The sequence below is a fragment of the Pedococcus sp. P2_A3 genome (assembly GCF_056405035.1).
On sequence record NZ_JBFUCW010000004.1, the window covers coordinates 1 to 17,118 of the forward strand.

Sequence of the window (17,118 nt, forward strand, 5' to 3'; positions counted from 1 at the left end):
TTGTTGTTGAACAGCGTGCTGAGGTTCGTGCCGAGGAGAGCGACGGCGACGATGATGACGATGGCGATGAGGGCAACCATGAGGCCGTACTCCACGGCGGTCGCACCCTTCTCGCGGGAGACGAGCTTGGTGTGCAGCTTTGCGGCGAACTTGTGCATGATGAGTAGTCCTTTCGAGACCAACGGGCGCGGTGGCCGTGTGCCCCGCGGTGAGAAGACTCGCAGTTGCGGCGACGGCAGGTAATCGTCCGTCGTGCCAAGTCGGACCGGCACCTTCGACTCCCCGTTCTCCCCCGAACGGCCGATACCCGGCACCGGACCACTCGCGTAGTGCAGGGTCAGGCTGAGCGTGGCCGAACATGCTGATCGGCCGCCTCCGGCGAGGGGATCGAGGCGGCCTGCGCCTGGGTCCCGTCGCATGGAGGCGACCGATCGATGGGTGCTTGCGGCGGGCGGCGAGGCCCGCCGGCGAGTCAGATGCTGGTCGCGGTGTTGTTGAACAGCGTGCTGAGGTTCGTGCCGAGGAGAGCCACGGCGACGATGATGACGATGGCGATGAGGGCGACCATGAGGCCGTACTCGACTGCCGTTGCGCCTTCTTCCCGGCCGAGGGTCTGCACCTTCAGCTTGGCGGCGAACTTCTGCATGGTCGTGTCCTTTCAGAGTCAGTGAACGCGGAACCGTTGCGTTAGGAAACAGTCCCAGCCCGCGAGATCCGCGATAATCAGCCGTCACGCCAGATCTACTCGGCACCTTCGACTGGACCCTCTCCGCCGATCGGCCGATGACGGTGCGCCTGCGTGCGCGAGTATGAGCAACCTGCGAAGAATGACCGCATGCCCAGGCGCCCCCCACTCCTCCGTCGATCGACGGTCCTGCTGCCTGCGGTGGCGGTGGCGCTGGCCCCGCTGGTGATCACCCGCCCGGTCGGCGACCCCAGCCCCTGGCTGCACCTGCGGGTGGGACAGTACCTCCGACAGGGTGGGGAGTTCGGGCTGCCGGACCCGTGGGCGCCGTTCGCGGCGCACGCCTACGTCCCCACGCAGTGGTTGCCCTCCGTGGTGGTGGCGGTCCTGACGGACCGCTTCGGCCTGGGTGCGGTGGTCTGGGCGAGGGACCTGGGCATCGTCGCGCTGGCCGCCGTGGTCTACCTGGCCGTGCGCGCCGTCGCAGGGCTGAGGATCTCGCTGGCCGTGACCGCCGCGGTGCTGGTCGCGGCGTGGCCGGCCATGACGGAGCGGCCCCAGCTGCTCGGCTTCGTCCTGCTGGCCCCTGTCGTGGCCCTGTGGCAGGCCAGCGCCCGCGACGGGCACGCTCGCTGGTCCCTGGTGCCGCTGACCTGGCTGCTGGCCTGCACCCACGGGGTGTGGTCGCTCGGGCTCGCAGTCGGTGCTGTGTGCGTGGTCGCCTCCCCCTGGCGGCGGGTCGGTCACCGCAGGCTGGTGGCGGTGTGGGTGGCCAGCCTGGTCTCGACCGCCCTGACGCCCCTGGGTCCCAAGCTCCTCCTCACGCCGTTCCAGGCCGGGTCGAACGGCCGGCAGTTCGTCGAGGAGTGGCTGCCGTCGTCGGCCCGCGACCCCCACGTGGCCGTCGCGCTCGGCCTCGCCGCGGTGCTCATGGCCATCTGGTTGTTCCAGCCTGACCGGCCATCGCCCTGGGAGGTCCTGCTCCTCCTGCTGTCGATCGCCCTGACGCTCTCGATGCAGCGCACGGTGGCGGTCGCGGCCCTGGTGCTGGCGCCGATGGTGGCCAGGGCCTGCGCTGCGCGCTGGGGGTCGCAGCTGCACGCAGGCCCGCCACCGCGCAGGGAGCAGGGCGCCCTCCTGGCCGGTCTGCTGGTGGCAGCTCTCCTCGCCGTACCACTGTCCGCCGCAGCGGCCCACCAACGGCCCGCGTACGTCCCCACTGCGCTGGAGAGCGCGCTCGACGAACTGCCCGCAGGTACGCGGATCATCGCCGAGGGCGACGTGACGGGCTGGTTGCTCTACACGTCACCCCAGCTCCGGCCGGTGTTCGACCTGCGCATCGAGGTCTACTCCCCACAGCACGTCCGCGACTACATCGACGCCCGGGCAGCCCGGCGCGGCTGGCAGGCCTTCATCGCGAAGACGGCACCGCGCGCCGCCCTCCTGCCCGACACCGCTCCGCTGGCGGGGGCGCTCGAGGAGGAGTCCCACTGGTCGGTGCGAGGACACGACCGGGGCTTCGTCCTCCTGGTGGCGCCATGACCCGGTCGTTCTCGCGCGCCTTGGGCGTCGTCGCGTATGCCGTGGCGCTCCTGATCGGGCTCGGCTTCGGCACGGGTCGGTACGAGGAGGTGGACACCTGGTGGCACCTGCGTGTCGGGGAGCACATCCTCGCCACGCACCAGCTTCGCGGCACCGATCCTTGGGCGTCGTTCGCCGGACACGCGTACACCGCCACCCAGTGGCTGCCGGAAGCGGTCACTGCGTGGCTCGTGGACCTCACCGGCATGGGAGCAGTGGTGTGGCTGCGCTCGCTGGCCACGGTCTCGCTCATCGTGCTCCTCTACGTCACCGCGCGTCAGTCGGCCGGGCGGCTGGCGAGCTCGCTGGCAGCGGCCATCGGCCTCCTGGGTTGTGGCGCGGGGCTCAACCCGCGCCCGCAGCTGGTCAGCTTCGTCTGCTTCGCCCTCGTCGTGCTCGCGTGGTCCCGGACGGTGCGCGACGGCCGGGCGCGCTGGTGGCTGGTCCCGGTGTTCTGGCTCTGGGCCTGCAGCCACGGCCTCTGGACCTTTGGCCTGCTCACCAGTGGCGTGTTCCTGGCTGCCATCGTCATCGACCCCGCGACTCGGCCCGACCGTCGGCGGCTGGCCCGGCTCGCCGGCCTCGTGGCTGCCTGCGCAGCAGTGGTGGCGCTCACCCCGTTGGGCCCCGCGCTCCTCCTGACCCCGTTCGAGGTCGCGGCCAACGCCGCGGGCGTCGCCGAGGAGTGGCGGGCCACCCCGGTGAACAATGCCTTCGCGATGGCGGCACTGGGCATGGGGGTCGGCACGCCCGTCGCGTGGCTGGTGAGCCGGCACCGCCCGCGCGCGTGGGAGATGGCCCAGCTCGGCCTCTCGCTCGCTCTCACCCTCGTCATGTGGCGACTCGTGCCCCTCGGCGCCATCCTGGCCGCGCCGCTCCTCGCCGCAGCCCTCCAGCGGCTCATCGGTCGGGGCCGCGAGGGCTGGTCCAGGCGCGAGCGCCGCGCCGTGGTGGCTTCGTGGGCAGCCGCCCTGACGCTGGCCGCCGCCGTGGCCGCGGGTCCGGGCGGCGCGTCGGCGCAACAGTTCCCGGGAAGGATGGGCGCCGTCGACTCGGCCTTGACGCAACTGCCTGCCGGCACGGTCGTGCTCGACGACTTCGGCGTGAGCGGGTGGCTCCTCTGGAAGCACCCGTCGCTCAAGCCGGTCATCGACCTCAGGGTCGAGCTGTACTCGCCGGAGTACCTCGCCGCCTACCTCCGGACCGAGCGACTGCAGCCGGGTTGGCAGGACCTGCTCCCCCGCACCCGGGCCTCCCACGCTGTGCTGCAGACCGACTCCGGGCTGGCGTCGGCCCTGAAGGGACAGTTGGGCTGGTCGACGGTGGCGACGAGCGGCGATTATGAGCTGCTGCGCGCACCCGACAGCCAGGGCTGATGCCGGCCCGTCTGTCCGGGCACCGCGCGCTCTCCGCAGTGGTCGGGTTCTACCTCCTCGTCAGAATCCTCGATGCCGTCGTGATCGTCTGGTCTGCCGGTCCTGGCCAGGGCGGCGAGACGCCCTGGGAGCGCTACCAGCACGTCACCACGAGCTGGGACGGCGACTGGTACTCGAGCATCGCCCGCGACGGATACCCCGACTCAGCGCTCGGCGCCGACGGCAAACCGGTCCAGACGTCCTTGGCCTTCTACCCCCTCTTCCCCTTGGCCGCCCGTGCGCTGACCACCATCACGGGACTGCCCTTCAGCGTCGTCGGACCCGGCCTGAGCCTCGTGGCAGGGGTGGTGGCCATCGGGCTGCTCTTCGTCCTGATCAGGCAGTCGGTCGGGGTCACGCGGGCTGCCCTGGCCTGTGCCGTGCTGACCACCTTCCCTGCCGCTCCCGTCCTCCAGCTCGCCTACACGGAGAGCCTCGCCCTGGCCCTGGTGGCCACGGCCCTGCTGCTGATCCGGCGCCAGAGCTACGTCTGGGCGATCGTGCCGGTCCTCGCCCTCGGCCTGACCCGCAACATCTCGCTGGTGGTCGGTGCCGTGGTCGTCGCGCGCTGGGCGGTCGCCTGGCGAGCCCATCGACGGCACCAGGGCGCGGCCCCGCCGCACGCGAAGCTCATCTCCCTGCTGACTGCCACGATCCTGGCTGCCCTGCTCTGGCCCTGCATCGTGGGCCTGATGACCGGTGACCTGACCGCCTACGCCACGACGATGAAGGCGTGGCCCGGCTACAGCCCCAGCGTCCTGCGCCCGCCCTGGTTGGAGGCGGCCGCCAGCACGGGGATGGCCTCGGTGCTCCTGATGGTCATCGTCGCGCTCTGCTTCGCGGGCTTCATGGCGCTCCCGGTCACCCGGGCCTGGGGAGTCGAGCTCTGGAGCTGGGCCGCCGCCTACCCCGTCTACATCTTCCTCGCCACGGGCTTCGTCACCAGCATCCTGAGGTACCTGCTGCTCGCCTTCCCCCTCGCGCTGGCGGTGGTTCCGCCCGTGCAGACCTCGCGCGACCGGGTCGTCCGCACCGTCATGGTCGTGGTCTGGGGGCTCATCGGGCTGGCCGGCCAGTACTTCTGGATCAGCCCTCTCCTGGTACCGGACGCCCCGGGCCGTCCGTGGGGTTTCCCCTGAGCGTGCGCGCCTCGGTCAGCGCGCGGCCACCAGCAGGTCGGTCCCCTCGCCCACCCGCTGCCAGCGGCTGCCCGCACGGATCAGCACCTCGTGGTCGTCCGTGGTCACGACCAGCCCGCGCTCGCCGTTGACCGTCGTGATCGTCCGCGCGCCGGCGATCTCCGGCCCGGCCGCGATGGGTCCGGCCAGCGGCACCAGCCAGGGCCGGATGACCTGGCTGGAGGTCAGTCGTCCCAGGACGGCCAGGGTGGCGTCGTCGACCCACACCACGTCGCGGGCCATGGTCAGCGTCGGGGCCAGCCGCAGCGGCTGCGATAGCGAGGCGGGGAGCCCGTTGGGCTGACGCACGACCCCGGAGACGTCGACCCGGGGGTTCGTGCCGTCACGGTCGGTGGTCACGACCGCGATCCGCTGGCCGTCCGGGGCGAGCCGCAGGCTCAGCACCGTGCGGCCGGTGAGCCAGTCGGCCGAGACGGTCTGGGGAGCCGACTTGCCCGCGTCGGCCGGGTCGGCTGCCGCGTTGACAGCCCAGACCCTGGTGGCTCCGTTGCTGCGGCCAGCCACCCAGAGGACGTCCTCGCGGTCGTACGTCGGCCGCGTCAGGTTGGTGCCCGGAGCGGCGAGCTGGACCTGCGTGGTGCCGCGCCAGCGGACCAGCTGGGCCCGGTCACCCCCGACTCCCGCGATCTCCTGCCCGGTGCGTGACATCGCGAGGTAGGCCCAACCCGGCTGCACCGCCGGGAGTGCGGGTCCACCGGCTGGTGGGACGCGCGCCCCGTTGTCACCGACGTCGTCCGGGTTCACCGGCACCAGCGTCATGCCCACGCGGAGTACCGGCTTGACCACGGGGTCGGAGGGGCTGGCAAACCCGAGGACGGACAGGCTGTCGATGGTGCTGTCGCCATTGGGCATCTGCAGGTCAGCGCCCTCGAGCTGGAGGGCGACCCGTTCGACCCCCGGCGCCTGGCTGACCGTGGCGAGGAACTGCGCACCGAGGTTCTGTCGCTGTCCGGGGTCGTTGCCCAGCTTGGTGGCGGCCAGGTCGACCTTGGCCGTGCCGGCGTCGATGGTGACGGCGTCGACCGCCAGCCGGGTGCCGGCAGGGATGTCGGTGCGCACCGCTCCCTTGAGGTAGTCGGGCACCCCGGCCAGGAGCGACCGCGCGAGCCGGGTGGCGAGTCCGGTGCCGAGGGGCAGCCACCGCACGTCGGGGACGAGCCGGTGGTCGCCGGCCGACACGTAGTAGATGCGGAACGGGTCGTAGAGCCGGTCGAGGTCGGCCCGGCTCAGCCACGTGCCGAAGTTGTCGGGCAGCTTGCTGATCCGCCACTCCCCGCCGGTGCGCTCGAGCTGGAAGGTCACCTGCGCGGTCGCCCGCGGTGCCAGCTCCTGGTAGCGCCCCGACCCGTCGATGCGCGCGATCGCGTTGGCGACGACCGTCACCGTGCCGTTGTCGGCCGGCTTGTAGGTGAGCTCGGTGTCCGACCCGAAGACGACGACCGACGAGTCCGGTCGCCACGTGCTCTGCGGTCCGGTGCCGAGGTAGGACCGCGCGACCTGGTACTGATCGTCGCTCGCGGCCGCCGCGCGGATGAAGCCCTGCACCACCTGCTGCGGCGAGGAGCCCGGCGCCACCGGGTTCACCTCCACCCGGACCTCGTTCTCCTGCACCGACCCGACCTCGAGGCCCGGCTGGATCGTCGAGCTGGTGGACAGCCCGCCACACCCCGCGACGGCGAGCGCCGCGCCCGCCGCCAGCGTCGCGGCATACCGGCGCCTCACCGGTGCCACCCCGGGACGGTGGGGGTATGCCGCGGGCTCGCCACCTCGCTGGGGGCACCGGTGCGCACGGTGCGGCTCGCGGCGGTCGGGGGCACCTCGGCCGGTGCGGCGAGGTCGTCTGGCCGCAGGGGCAGTGGTGCCTCGACGATGTGGTGGCCGGCGCGGCGCGGGAGGGTCAGGCGGAAGCACGAGCCTTCGCCCGGTTCGCCCCAGGCCTGCAGCCAGCCGTCGTGCAGCCGGGCGTCCTCGAGCGAGATCGCCAGGCCGAGCCCGGTGCCGCCGGTGGTGCGGGCCCGGGCCGGGTCGGCGCGCCAGAACCGGTTGAAGACCAGGGCACCCTCGCCGGGGCGCAGGCCAACGCCGTGGTCGCGGACGGTGACGGCCGCGGCGGACTCGTTGACGGCGATGGCGATCTCGACGGGGCGGCCCTCGCCGTGCTCGAGCGCGTTGACCACGAGGTTGCGCAGGATGCGCTCGACTCGACGGGCATCCATCTCGGCGTCGCACGGGCCGTCGGAGGTCACCGTGATGCTGCTGCCCCAGCGGTCGGCGATGGGCTGGGCCGACTGCACCGCGCGGTCGACCGTGGCCCGCAGGTCGGTGACCTCGGAGTCGAGCGCCGCGGCCCCGGCGTCGAACCGGCTGATCTCGAGCAGGTCGGCCAGGAGCTCCTCGAACCGGTCGAGCTCGTTGTGGAGCAGCTCGGCCGACCGGGACACCGCCGGCTCGAAGCCGGTGCGCGAGTCGTGGATGAGGTCGGCGGCCATCCGGATGGTCGTCAGCGGGGTGCGCAGCTCGTGCGAGACGTCGGAGACGAAGCGCTGCTGCACCCGCGAGAGCCCTTCGAGCTGGCGGATCTGGGTCTGCAGGCTGTCGGCCATCTCGTTGAACGACTTGGCGAGCCTCGCGAGGTCGTCCTCCCCGCCGGGCCGCATGCGTTCGTTGAGCCGTCCGGACGCGAGGCGCTCGGCGACCACGGCCGCACGACGCACCGGGCTGACCACCTGACGGGTCACGACCCAGGCGATCACCCCCACGAGGAAGACCAGGGCCAGGCCACCGATGAGGAAGGTCCGGGTGATGAGGTCGAGGGTGGCCTGCTCGCGCTGCATCGGGAACACGGCGTAGAGGTCGTAGCGCCCGGCCAGCGGCGGCTCGACCTGCGATCCGACGATGACTGCCGGCACGTCCTTGCCGTTCTGCGGGTCGGTGATGCTGATCAGCATCACCTGCTGGCGCCGAGGGTCGTCCCGCACCGCCTCACGCAGGGCCTGGGGCACGACCGTGAGGCCGATCTCGCCACTGGACAGGGTCTGCACCGTCGTGTTGGACGTGTTGCCGAGCCCTCGGGTCAGCACGAGGTAACGCTGGTTGTCGCCACCCGGTGCGGCTGCGCTCTGCACGGCCTGACGCGCCAGGAGGTTGAGGTCGGCCTCGCTGCTGGTGCGGTCGCTCTCGTCGAACGTGTTTTGGACCTCGGTGGTCAGCCGCGAGGTCTCGAGCTGCGCCGACTCGATGCGGTCCTGCTCGAGCCCGTCGGAGATCGAGGAGAACAGGTAGGAGCCGAGCATCAGCACGACGACCAGGCCCAGCAGCATCGTCGTGAAGACCACCCGGAACTGGAGGGAGGACCGCCAGAGGTGCGCGACCCCGCGGACGCCGCGCGCGGCATACCTGCGGGCCCGGCCGAGGAACCACCGGACTGCACGCGCGCCGTGGGCGCGGTGGTCGGAGAACCGCGGCGTCGGCGTCCGACCAGGCCTCGGACCGGCCGACTCGGACATGACTAGCTCGGGCCCGCCTTGTAGCCGACGCCCCGCACGGTGACGACGATCTCGGGGTGCTCGGGGTCGTGCTCGATCTTCGAGCGCAGCCGCTGGACGTGCACGTTGACCAGGCGGGTGTCACCCGCGTGGCGGTAGCCCCAGACCTGCTCGAGCAGCACCTCGCGGGTGAAGACCTGCCACGGCTTGCGCGCCAGCGCGACCAGGAGGTCGAACTCGAGCGGGGTGAGCGACAGGGAGTCGGCGCCGCGCTTGACCGAGTGGCCGGCCACGTCGATGACGAGGTCGCCGATCTCCAGTCGCTCGGGCTCGGGCTCGTCACCGCGACGCAGCCGGGCGCGGATGCGGGCGATGAGCTCCTGCGGCTTGAACGGCTTGACGACGTAGTCGTCGGCGCCCGACTCCAGGCCGACCACGACGTCGACCGTGTCGGTGCGGGCCGTGAGCATGACGATCGGCACCCCTGACTCGGCCCGGATGCGGCGGCACACCTCCATGCCGTCGAGGCCCGGGAGCATGACGTCGAGCAGGACCAGGTCGGGGCGGTGGTCGCGGAAGGCGCCGAGCGCCCCCGCGCCGTCCGCGACGTGCGCGACCTCGAGCCCTTCGTTGCGCAGGACGATGCCGAGCATCTCCGCCAGCGCCAGATCGTCGTCGACGATGAGCACGCGACCGTTCACCTGCGCCAACCCCTCTTCCTGCAGCCAGTGAGCATTCCCTCCCGAATCATCACACACGGGCGGGCCCGGCACGGGGAACAGGGCGTCATCAGCCGTTCGGTCAGGGTGCGACCCAGCCGAACGTCCCGTCCTGTTCTCCCGCCGCGCGCCGGGAGCCGCCCACCTGCGGATTCATCCGTTTGGACGATTCAGGAGAGTGGGTGGTCCCCCGAGGATGTGCTTGGCAGCACGCCGATCGGGCGTGTGACGATGCAGGGAGAGCAGCACGCATGGCACTGAGCCGACCCATCCGCGGTAGTCGCCCTGAGGGCGGGGCCGCGGCTGTCGAGTTCGCCCTGGTCATGCCGATCCTCGTCCTCCTGATCAGCTCCATCGTCGGGTTCGGCGTCGTCCTGGCCCAGCAGATGGCCCTCGGCAACGCCTCGCGCCAGGTGGCTCGTTCCGCCGCGGTGAAGGGCTCCTTCTGTGGGACGGGCGGGGCCGTGGGCGCCGCCACCTCCACGATGCTGACGGACGAAGCCAAGACCAACGCGACCACCCTGTTCGTGACGAAGCAGAATGTCTCCGTCGAGATCAAGCGTGCGGCGACCACCCCGACCGAGAACTACGCCACGGCGTGGACCGGCACGTGCTCCGGCGACACATCCCAGCCCTGCGACGGCAGCACCACCGGTGACAACGTCTACGTCCGGTTGCGCTACACCTCCACCCTGTCGCTGCCGTTCTTCCAGCCGTCGTTCAACCTCTCCTCGATTGGGGCCTTCCGATGCGAGTTCCAGTCATGATGCGCCTGCGGTCGCCCCGTCGCGACGACGAGCGGGGAGCCGTCGCCGTGACCGTGGCCATCCTCATGGTGGTGCTCGTCGGCATCGGCGCCTTCACGGTGGACTTCGGGATGTCGTACGTCAGCACCCGCCAGCTCCAGACCGCCTCCGACTCGGCGGCCCTGGCTGCCGCCTCCAAGTACGGCGAGCTCTCCGGAGACTGTGCGACGTTGGCGGCTGACTCCGCGTCGCGCGCCACGATCCAGAGCTACGTGGCGACCTACCGCACGGACAACCGAGCCGGCAGCACCGGCTCGATCACCAGCGTCGCCTGCTCCCCGAACGGCAAGGCCCTCGACATCACGTACAACTCGGCAGGGCGGACCGAGTCCGCCCTCGGGGGGATCTTCGGCCAGAGCAACGGGTACAACTCCGCCAAGAGCGCGACTGCCCGCGTGCAGGTCCCGACCGGTGGCATCGGCGTGCGGCCCTACGCCCTGTGCGGCTCGATCCTCCCCGCTGTGTCCACGTTCCCCTCCCCCGTGTTCCGGATGGACCTGCCCTCGACCGGCAACAGCCTGTGCCCCGGCGCGTCGTCCAGCGGCAACTGGTGGTCGATCGACTGCCCCGAGGCCCCGAGCAACAGCAACACCTACCTCGGCACCGCCACGGAGTTCGGTTGCACCGACCCGATCAACATCGTGCCCAACCAGGCGCCTCGCACCGGTTCGGACCTGCGCAACTACCTGATCAACAGCTGCCCGGCCAAGTCGAGCTACTGCCTGGGCGCCAACTCGGGAAACCTCGGTGGCACACCGATCCTCCAGGCGTGGACCAACCTCGTGCAGGCACGCAAGCGGATCATGCTCCCCGTCTTCTGTGGCACGCCCACTCCGTGCGACCAGGCGGCCGTGGTCAACGCTGGCGGCAACAACGCGATCTACCCGGTGCAGGCGCTGGTCGGCGTCATCGTCTGCGGCTACCACTTCGGCACCAACAACAACCAGAACAGCTCGGCGATCCCGATGGACGGCGACTGCGGCGGCCTGAACAACCCCAACAACCTGACCGCTGCTCCGGGGAGCAACCAGGACAACTACCTCCTGCTGCGCGCCGTCCGGCTGCAGGTCTCCGGCGGCAGCGGTGACCCGCAGTGTGCCATCGGCGACACGTCCTGCGACTACGGAATCCGCACCGTCTCGCTCGTCAAGTAGACGGCACCCGCGCTGCTCCGACAGCGCCCCACGAACCACGCAGCGCCACAGGCCGGTTCAGGCCCGTGGTGCTGTGTGCTCTGAGGTGAGCGTCCGACGCGGCGACCGAGGGGAGAAGGTCCAGACCAGCATCGGACGAACGGCCGAAGTTGGTCTCCCGCCCTCCCCCGCGCGACCACCGACCGCAACACTGATCGGCATGCAGACCGACCGCCCGCGCACGCTGATCCTGATCGTGGCCTACAACGCCGAGACCACGTTGCGCCCCGTGCTCGAGCGGATCCCGCAGCGGGTCCTCGACGACTACGACTGCGAGGTGCTGGTCATCGACGACGCCTCGTCCGACGAGACGTTCTCGACCGGCCTGGCCTACCGCCAGAGCCGCCCGGAGCTGCCCCTCACCGTGCTGCGCAACCCGGAGAACCAGGGCTATGGCGGCAACCAGAAGCTCGGCTACTTCTACGCGATGACCCACGGCTTCGACCTCGTCGCGCTGGTGCACGGCGACGGCCAGTACGCGCCGGAGGAGCTGCCGCGGCTGCTCGCGCCATTGCGCGACGGCGAGGCCGACTGCGTCATGGGCAGCCGCATGCTGACCCCGGGCGCGGCCCGCAAGGGCGGTATGCCGCTGTACAAGTTCGTCGGCAACCGCGTCCTCACGACGGTCCAGAACCGCCTCGCAGGTGCCGACCTCTCGGAGTGGCACAGCGGGTTCCGGCTCTACACGGTGGACATGCTGCGCCGGCTGCGCTTCGAGACCAACCCGGACGACTTCAGCTTCGACACCAAGATCATCCTCCAGCTGCTGGGCGCCGACGCGAGGATCGTGGAGCTGCCCATCCCCACCTACTACGGCGACGAGATCTGCCGCGTCGACGGCATCCGCTATGCCGGTCAGGTCACCCGGGCGAGCGTCACGGCCCTGTTCCACCGCTGCGGGCTGCTGCACCGCCGCGACCTCTCCCCCGTGGACGCCGGGTCGTTCGAGCGCTACGACGTCAAGCTGCACGAGCGCAGCAGCCACACCGAGGTCCTGGCCCGCGTGCACCCCGGCGCCCGCGTGATCGACCTGGGCGCCGGTCCCGGTGCGTTCGCCAGCGCCCTGGCCGACAAGGGGGCCGTCGTGACGACCGCAGACCTGCACCGTTCCACCGTCGTCGACCCGCGCGTGGCCACCCACGTGGTCGACCTCAACCAGCCGCTCGAGCTGCCCATGGACGACTACGACCAGGTGCTCCTGCTCGACGTCATCGAGCACCTCGCCGACCCCGAGACGTTCCTCGAGGACTTGCGGTTCTCGCTGGGGAGCCAGCGCCGGGAGCTGGTCCTGACCACCCCGAACATCGCCTTCGCCGTGTCGCGCTTCATGCTGGCGATGGGTCAGTTCAACTACGGCCAGACCGGCATCCTCGACCGCACGCACACGCGCCTGTTCACGTTCCGGACGATCCGCACGGCGCTGCAGAACGCCGGCTGGGACGTGCAGGAGGTGGTCGGCATCCCCGCACCCTTCGCCAAGGCGATCGGCCACGGCCCGCTGGCCTCGCTGCTGACCCGCGTGAACAGCGCGCTGATCCGGGTGGCCCCGCGGATGTTCGCGTACCAGATCCTGGTGACCGCACGGAGCCGGCCGCACGCGCAGCACCGGCTCGCCACCACGACCGCCCTCTCCACCCAGCTCAGTGCGTGAGCTGAGCTCACGACTGGGGGGCAGCCAGGGCCAGGGAGCCGCGGCGCTGCTGCTGTTCGCGGTCTTCCTCGGGTCGGCCTTCCTCGGTCTGCGCCCCGTGGTGCTGGTGTTGGTCCTCGCGGCACTCGCGCTGGCCTACGCCAGCCTGCGCACGACGAGCACCACGGAGGTCTCCGCCGCCCGGCTGCCGATGGGTGTCATCGCGGCGGCTGCACTCACCGGGGCGCAGCTCCTTGCGACGGCCGGGCTCTACCTCCTGACGCCGGCCTTCGTGGCCGTGGCCGTGGTCGCCACGCTGCCGCACCGGTCGGTCATCGTGCGGTCAGCAAGGATCGCCCTGCCCGTCCTGCTCCTGGGGCTGGCGGCCTGGTGGCTGGCCCGCCAGGAGCCCCGCATCGACGTCTACGTCTTCCTCACCGACGGGGCCCGGGCCATGCTGCACGGCACCAACCCCTACTCGATCGACTTCCCCAACATCTACGGTCCCGAGGAGACCGCCCAGTACTACGGCCCGGGCGTCGTGCAGCACGGACGGTTGGCGTTCGGCTTCCCGTACCCGCCGCTGCTGCTGCTCACGGCTGTCCCCGGCTTCCTCCTCGGTGACGTCCGGCTCTCGTCTGCCATCGCGGTGGCCGCGGTGGGCGGCTGGCTGCTGTGGCGGTCGAGGACCACGGGCAGTCGTCGCGCGGCCGTGCTGCTGATGTGCCTGCCCGGCATGCCGAGCCTGTTCGCGGGCGCGTGGGTCGAGCCCGTCGTCGTGGCTCTCCTGGCCGTCGTCGTGCTGGCCGCCCGGCGCGAGCGGTGGCTCGTGGCCGCGGTGGCGCTGGGGCTCCTCTTCGTCTCCAAGCAGTACTTCGTCGTCGCACTCCCCTGCCTGTGGCTGCTGCGGCCGTACGCCACCAGGGGCCGGCTGCTCGCCTTCGTCGGCACGGGTGCCCTCGTCACCCTGCCGTTCATCGCCTGGGGGCCGGCGTCGTGGTGGAGCAGCGTCGTGACGCTGCAGTTCCAGCAGCCCTTCCGCCCCGACTCCCTCAGCATCGTCGCCGAGCTGGCGGACGTGTTCGGGTGGGCCGACCCGACCTGGGCGGGCCCGCTGTCCCTGGCAGCCGGATTCGCGGTGGCGGTCGTGCTCGCCAGGACCCTGCGCCCGGGCCCCGCAGGGTTCAGCCTGGCCCTGGGCCTGTGCCTCGCCGTGACCTTCCTGCTCTCCAAGCAGGCGTTCCTCAACTACTACCTCGTCTGTGCCGGTGCTCTCGTCCTGGCGGCGTGGTGCCGGGCCGAGGACGCCGTCCCCGCCGCGGCCGCAGAGACGGGTATGCCGCCCGCTCACGGTGAGCGGGCGGCATACCCGGTGGTGCGTGGTGGCGCCGAGGCGCCGGTGCGGTCGGCGGCTCAGTAGCGGTAGTGCTCCGGCTTGTAGGGGCCGGCCACGTCGACCCCGATGTAGGCGGCCTGCTCCTTGGTCAGCTCGGTGAGCTCGGCGCCGAGGGCGGCGAGGTGCAGCCGGGCGACCTTCTCGTCGAGGTGCTTCGGGAGGACGTAGACCTGCTTGTCGTAGTCGTCGTTCTTCGTGAACAGCTCGATCTGGGCGATCGTCTGGTTCGCGAAGGAGTTCGACATGACGAAGCTGGGGTGACCGGTCGCGTTGCCGAGGTTCATCAGGCGACCCTCGGAGAGCACGATGATCGAGTTCCCGTTGTCGAAGGTCCACTCGTGCACCTGCGGCTTGATCTGCGTCTTGGTGACACCCGGGACCTTGGCCAGGCCGGCCATGTCGATCTCGTTGTCGAAGTGACCGATGTTGGACACGATCGCCTTGTTCTTCATCTGCTGCATGTGCTCGGCGGTGATGATGTTGAAGTTGCCGGTGGTGGTGACGTAGATGTCGGCGATCGGCAGGACGTCCTCGAGGCGGGCGACCTGATAGCCCTCCATCGCGGCCTGGAGCGCGCAGATCGGGTCGATCTCGGTGACGATGACGCGAGCGCCCTGACCGGCCAGCGCGGCCGCGCAGCCCTTGCCCACGTCGCCGAAGCCGGCTACGACGGCGACCTTGCCACCGATGAGGACGTCGGTGGCGCGGTTCAGGCCGTCGAGCACCGAGTGGCGGCAGCCGTACTTGTTGTCGAACTTGGACTTGGTGACCGAGTCGTTGACGTTGATCGCCGGGAACAGCAGGTCACCGGTGGTGGCCAGCTCGTAGAGGCGGTGCACCCCGGTCGTGGTCTCCTCGGTGACGCCCTTGATCTGCTCGGAGACGCGGGTCCACTTGGTCGGGTCGGCCGCCATGGTCCGGCGGACGAGCTCCTTGAAGACCCCGACCTCCTCGGAGTCGGCCTCGTCGGTGGGGGGCACCTGACCGGCGGTCTCCCACGCGCGCCCGTTGTGCACGAGCATCGTGGCGTCGCCGCCGTCGTCGAGGATCATGTTGGCGCCGAGCTCACCGGGCCAGGTGAGGATCTGCTCGGTGCAGTCCCAGTACTCGGTGAGGGTCTCGCCCTTCCAGGCGAACACGGGGACGCCCTGCGGGTCCTCGGGAGTGCCCTTCCCCACGACGACCGCAGCAGCGGCCTCGTCCTGGGTCGAGTAGATGTTGCACGAGGCCCAGCGGACCTCAGCGCCCAGTGCGGTCAGCGTCTCGATGAGGACAGCGGTCTGGACGGTCATGTGCAGCGAACCGGCGATGCGGGCGCCCTTGAGCGGCTGGGCCGCCGCGAACTCCTCGCGCAGGCTCATCAGGCCGGGCATCTCGTGCTCGGCCAGGCGGATCTGGTGACGGCCGGCCTCGGCGAGGCTCAGGTCGGCAACCTTGTAGTCAAAAGGCATGGAAGTACTCCTGAAGTTGACTGGTGCGGTTTGCGGACCCGGCGTAGCCCATCTGGGCGAACATCTCAGGAGCGGGTTATCACCCACGCCGGCGGTGGCCCAGTCTACCCGAGGTGGGGCCCGGACCGCCCCTCGCGCGCTCGGGCAGCCGCGCGCTCGGGGTGCGGCACGGGCGGCCCGGCGCTAGGAAGGGGGGACCAACCACGGACGGAGCACCATGAGCGAGCCCAGCAGCGCGGTCCCCGGCGAGATCGCCGACGCCGAGGTCGAGGCCCCCACGAGCGAGGAGCCCACGACCGTGGAGCTCGAGGTCGACGAGGAGAAGGTCGAGGCCTGGGACGAGGTCAAGGGTGACTACCAGGTCGAGCCCGGCGGCACGCCGGTGCCCAACAGCATGGACCAGGCCGACCTGACCCTCGGCGACGAGGACGCTGCCACCGACGAGCACGACGACGAGCACGACGACAGCCACGGTGCGGACGACGGGCACGACCGCGACGACGACACCCCCTGAGGTCGACCGCCGGTAGGCTCGCGGCGTGGCCGCACCCATTCCTTCCGCCCTGCCCGCACGCCCGCAGAGGTCGCTGCGATGAGTGGGGGGTTGTTCGCGCTGCTGGACGACATCGCGGTGCTGGCCAAGGCGGCGGCCGCCTCGGTCGACGACGTGGGCGCCGCCGCGAGCCGCGCCAGCGTCAAGGCGGCCGGCGTGATCGTCGACGACACCGCGGTGACCCCGCGTTACGTGGAGGGCCTTTCCCCCACCCGTGAGCTGCCGATCATCAAGAAGATCGCGATCGGCTCGCTGCGCAACAAGCTGCTGTTCATCCTGCCTGCGGCGATGCTGCTCAGCCAGTTCTTCCCCGTCGCCCTCACCCCGCTGCTCATGATCGGCGGCACCTACCTCTGCTACGAGGGCGTGGAGAAGATCTGGGAGCGGCTGGCCGGCCACGGCGAGACCGAGGCCGACGCGGCGCACGAGCGCGGCGAGGTCGCCAGCGAGGACGACATCACCAGCGGCGCCATCCGCACCGACTTCATCCTGTCGGCCGAGATCATGGTCATCTCGCTCAACGAGGTCGCCGACGAGCCGTTCCTCAGCCGGGCGATCATCCTGGTCGTCGTCGCGTTCGCGATCACGGTCCTCGTCTACGGCGTCGTGGCCCTCATCGTGAAGATGGACGACGTCGGGCTGCACCTCTCGGGTCGCGACTCGGGAGCCAGCCGAGGCATTGGCCGCGCCCTCGTCGCGGCCATGCCCCGCCTGCTCTCGACCCTGTCGGTGGTCGGCGTTGCCGCCATGATCTGGGTCGGGGGGCACATCCTCCTCGTCGGCCTCGACGACCTGGGGCTGCACGCGCCGTACTCGTGGGTGCACCACGCGGAGGAGGCGGTGCACGACGCGACGGGCTTCCTCGGTGGGGTGCTGGGCTGGCTGACCAACACGGTCGGCTCCGCGGTCCTCGGGCTGATCGTGGGTGCGGTGGTCGTCGCCGTCATGCACGTCGTCCCCCGTCGAGCCGGCCAGTCCAGCAGCCACTGACTCATCCCTTCGGCC

Annotated in this window: 15 protein-coding genes; 9 read left to right on the plus strand and 6 right to left on the minus strand. The window is 70.9% G+C overall.

From position 1 onward, the window contains the following. Positions 1-419: Flp family type IVb pilin (locus AC1DX8_RS04355; protein WP_477628685.1), on the minus strand; the 419-nt coding region annotated here is incomplete at its 3' end. Between the two features lie 53 nt (positions 420-472). Further along, entirely contained in the window at positions 473-646 is a 174-nt protein-coding gene (locus AC1DX8_RS04360; protein WP_477628686.1) for a Flp family type IVb pilin, read from the minus strand. A 189-nt stretch (positions 647-835) separates the two neighbouring features. Here AC1DX8_RS04360 and AC1DX8_RS04365 point away from each other — a divergent pair, with 189 nt between their 5' ends. Genes AC1DX8_RS04365 through AC1DX8_RS04375 form a run of 3 tightly spaced genes read left to right on the plus strand, consistent with a single transcriptional unit; the run spans position 836 to position 4,820 of the window. After that, positions 836-2,227 carry a hypothetical protein gene (locus AC1DX8_RS04365; RefSeq protein ID WP_477628687.1) on the plus strand — a complete coding sequence of 464 codons (1,392 nt, stop codon included), beginning with the start codon at positions 836-838 and terminating at the stop codon, positions 2,225-2,227. Then, positions 2,224-3,642, plus strand: a complete 1,419-nt coding sequence (locus tag AC1DX8_RS04370) for a hypothetical protein (protein ID WP_477628688.1) — start codon at positions 2,224-2,226, stop codon at positions 3,640-3,642. The genes AC1DX8_RS04365 and AC1DX8_RS04370 overlap by 4 nt, the downstream gene beginning before the upstream one ends. Then, entirely contained in the window at positions 3,642-4,820 is a 1,179-nt protein-coding gene (locus AC1DX8_RS04375; RefSeq protein WP_477628689.1) for a hypothetical protein, read from the plus strand. Before AC1DX8_RS04370 ends, AC1DX8_RS04375 begins: the two co-directional genes overlap by 1 nt. Positions 4,821-4,835: 15 nt before the next feature. Here the strand turns inward: AC1DX8_RS04375 and AC1DX8_RS04380 are convergent, their stop codons facing one another. From AC1DX8_RS04380 to mtrA, 3 genes are read right to left on the minus strand one after another with little or no spacing between them, the layout of a single operon-like run. Further along, complete coding sequence (locus AC1DX8_RS04380; protein ID WP_477628690.1) at positions 4,836-6,611, minus strand: LpqB family beta-propeller domain-containing protein; 1,776 nt, start codon at positions 6,609-6,611, stop codon at positions 4,836-4,838. Beyond that, positions 6,599-8,386, minus strand: a complete 1,788-nt coding sequence (gene mtrB / locus AC1DX8_RS04385; protein WP_477628691.1) for an MtrAB system histidine kinase MtrB — start codon at positions 8,384-8,386, stop codon at positions 6,599-6,601. The genes AC1DX8_RS04380 and mtrB overlap by 13 nt, the downstream gene beginning before the upstream one ends. A 2-nt stretch (positions 8,387-8,388) precedes the next feature. Then, positions 8,389-9,066, minus strand: coding sequence for an MtrAB system response regulator MtrA (mtrA, locus tag AC1DX8_RS04390; RefSeq protein ID WP_477628692.1), 678 nt, complete (start codon positions 9,064-9,066; stop codon positions 8,389-8,391). Between the two features lie 269 nt (positions 9,067-9,335). Between mtrA and AC1DX8_RS04395 the strand changes: the two genes are divergently transcribed. The 4 genes from AC1DX8_RS04395 to AC1DX8_RS04410 all read left to right on the plus strand — a co-directional run bounded on the left by AC1DX8_RS04395 (position 9,336) and on the right by AC1DX8_RS04410 (position 14,133). Beyond that, positions 9,336-9,851, plus strand: coding sequence for a TadE/TadG family type IV pilus assembly protein (locus tag AC1DX8_RS04395; RefSeq protein ID WP_477628693.1), 516 nt, complete (start codon positions 9,336-9,338; stop codon positions 9,849-9,851). After that, a complete protein-coding gene (locus tag AC1DX8_RS04400; protein ID WP_477628694.1) occupies positions 9,833-11,044 on the plus strand; it encodes a TadE/TadG family type IV pilus assembly protein in 1,212 nt (403 codons plus the stop codon). Before AC1DX8_RS04395 ends, AC1DX8_RS04400 begins: the two co-directional genes overlap by 19 nt. Before the next feature lie 199 nt (positions 11,045-11,243). Beyond that, on the plus strand, positions 11,244-12,734 hold the full coding sequence (locus AC1DX8_RS04405) for a glycosyltransferase (RefSeq protein WP_477628695.1): 1,491 nt from the start codon (positions 11,244-11,246) through the stop codon (positions 12,732-12,734). Beyond that, a complete protein-coding gene (locus tag AC1DX8_RS04410; protein WP_477628696.1) occupies positions 12,727-14,133 on the plus strand; it encodes a glycosyltransferase family 87 protein in 1,407 nt (468 codons plus the stop codon). The genes AC1DX8_RS04405 and AC1DX8_RS04410 overlap by 8 nt, the downstream gene beginning before the upstream one ends. Here AC1DX8_RS04410 and ahcY read toward each other — a convergent pair. Further along, entirely contained in the window at positions 14,127-15,560 is a 1,434-nt protein-coding gene (ahcY, locus tag AC1DX8_RS04415) for an adenosylhomocysteinase (RefSeq protein ID WP_477628697.1), read from the minus strand. The two genes, AC1DX8_RS04410 and ahcY, sit on opposite strands and share 7 nt — an antisense overlap. A 217-nt stretch (positions 15,561-15,777) precedes the next feature. On the opposite strand from ahcY, the gene AC1DX8_RS04420 reads away from it, so the two are divergent. Both AC1DX8_RS04420 and AC1DX8_RS04425 read left to right on the plus strand, forming a co-directional pair. After that, complete coding sequence (locus AC1DX8_RS04420; RefSeq protein WP_477628698.1) at positions 15,778-16,074, plus strand: hypothetical protein; 297 nt, start codon at positions 15,778-15,780, stop codon at positions 16,072-16,074. A 78-nt stretch (positions 16,075-16,152) separates the two neighbouring features. Beyond that, complete coding sequence (locus AC1DX8_RS04425; RefSeq protein WP_477628699.1) at positions 16,153-17,103, plus strand: DUF808 domain-containing protein; 951 nt, start codon at positions 16,153-16,155, stop codon at positions 17,101-17,103. The last annotated feature ends 15 nt before the right edge of the window (positions 17,104-17,118 follow it).

What these genes read in the sequence shown, in the direction of transcription:
- AC1DX8_RS04360 (WP_477628686.1), bottom strand. Translation starts at nt 646, where the DNA reads ATGCAGAAGTTCGCCGCCAAGCTGAAGGTGCAGACCCTCGGCCGGGAA.
- AC1DX8_RS04365 (WP_477628687.1), top strand. Translation starts at nt 836, where the DNA reads ATGCCCAGGCGCCCCCCACTCCTCCGTCGATCGACGGTCCTGCTGCCT.
- AC1DX8_RS04370 (WP_477628688.1), top strand. Translation starts at nt 2,224, where the DNA reads ATGACCCGGTCGTTCTCGCGCGCCTTGGGCGTCGTCGCGTATGCCGTG.
- AC1DX8_RS04375 (WP_477628689.1), top strand. Translation starts at nt 3,642, where the DNA reads ATGCCGGCCCGTCTGTCCGGGCACCGCGCGCTCTCCGCAGTGGTCGGG.
- mtrB (WP_477628691.1), bottom strand. Translation starts at nt 8,386, where the DNA reads ATGTCCGAGTCGGCCGGTCCGAGGCCTGGTCGGACGCCGACGCCGCGG.
- AC1DX8_RS04395 (WP_477628693.1), top strand. Translation starts at nt 9,336, where the DNA reads ATGGCACTGAGCCGACCCATCCGCGGTAGTCGCCCTGAGGGCGGGGCC.
- AC1DX8_RS04400 (WP_477628694.1), top strand. Translation starts at nt 9,833, where the DNA reads ATGCGAGTTCCAGTCATGATGCGCCTGCGGTCGCCCCGTCGCGACGAC.
- AC1DX8_RS04405 (WP_477628695.1), top strand. Translation starts at nt 11,244, where the DNA reads ATGCAGACCGACCGCCCGCGCACGCTGATCCTGATCGTGGCCTACAAC.
- ahcY (WP_477628697.1), bottom strand. Translation starts at nt 15,560, where the DNA reads ATGCCTTTTGACTACAAGGTTGCCGACCTGAGCCTCGCCGAGGCCGGC.
- AC1DX8_RS04420 (WP_477628698.1), top strand. Translation starts at nt 15,778, where the DNA reads ATGAGCGAGCCCAGCAGCGCGGTCCCCGGCGAGATCGCCGACGCCGAG.
- AC1DX8_RS04425 (WP_477628699.1), top strand. Translation starts at nt 16,153, where the DNA reads ATGAGTGGGGGGTTGTTCGCGCTGCTGGACGACATCGCGGTGCTGGCC.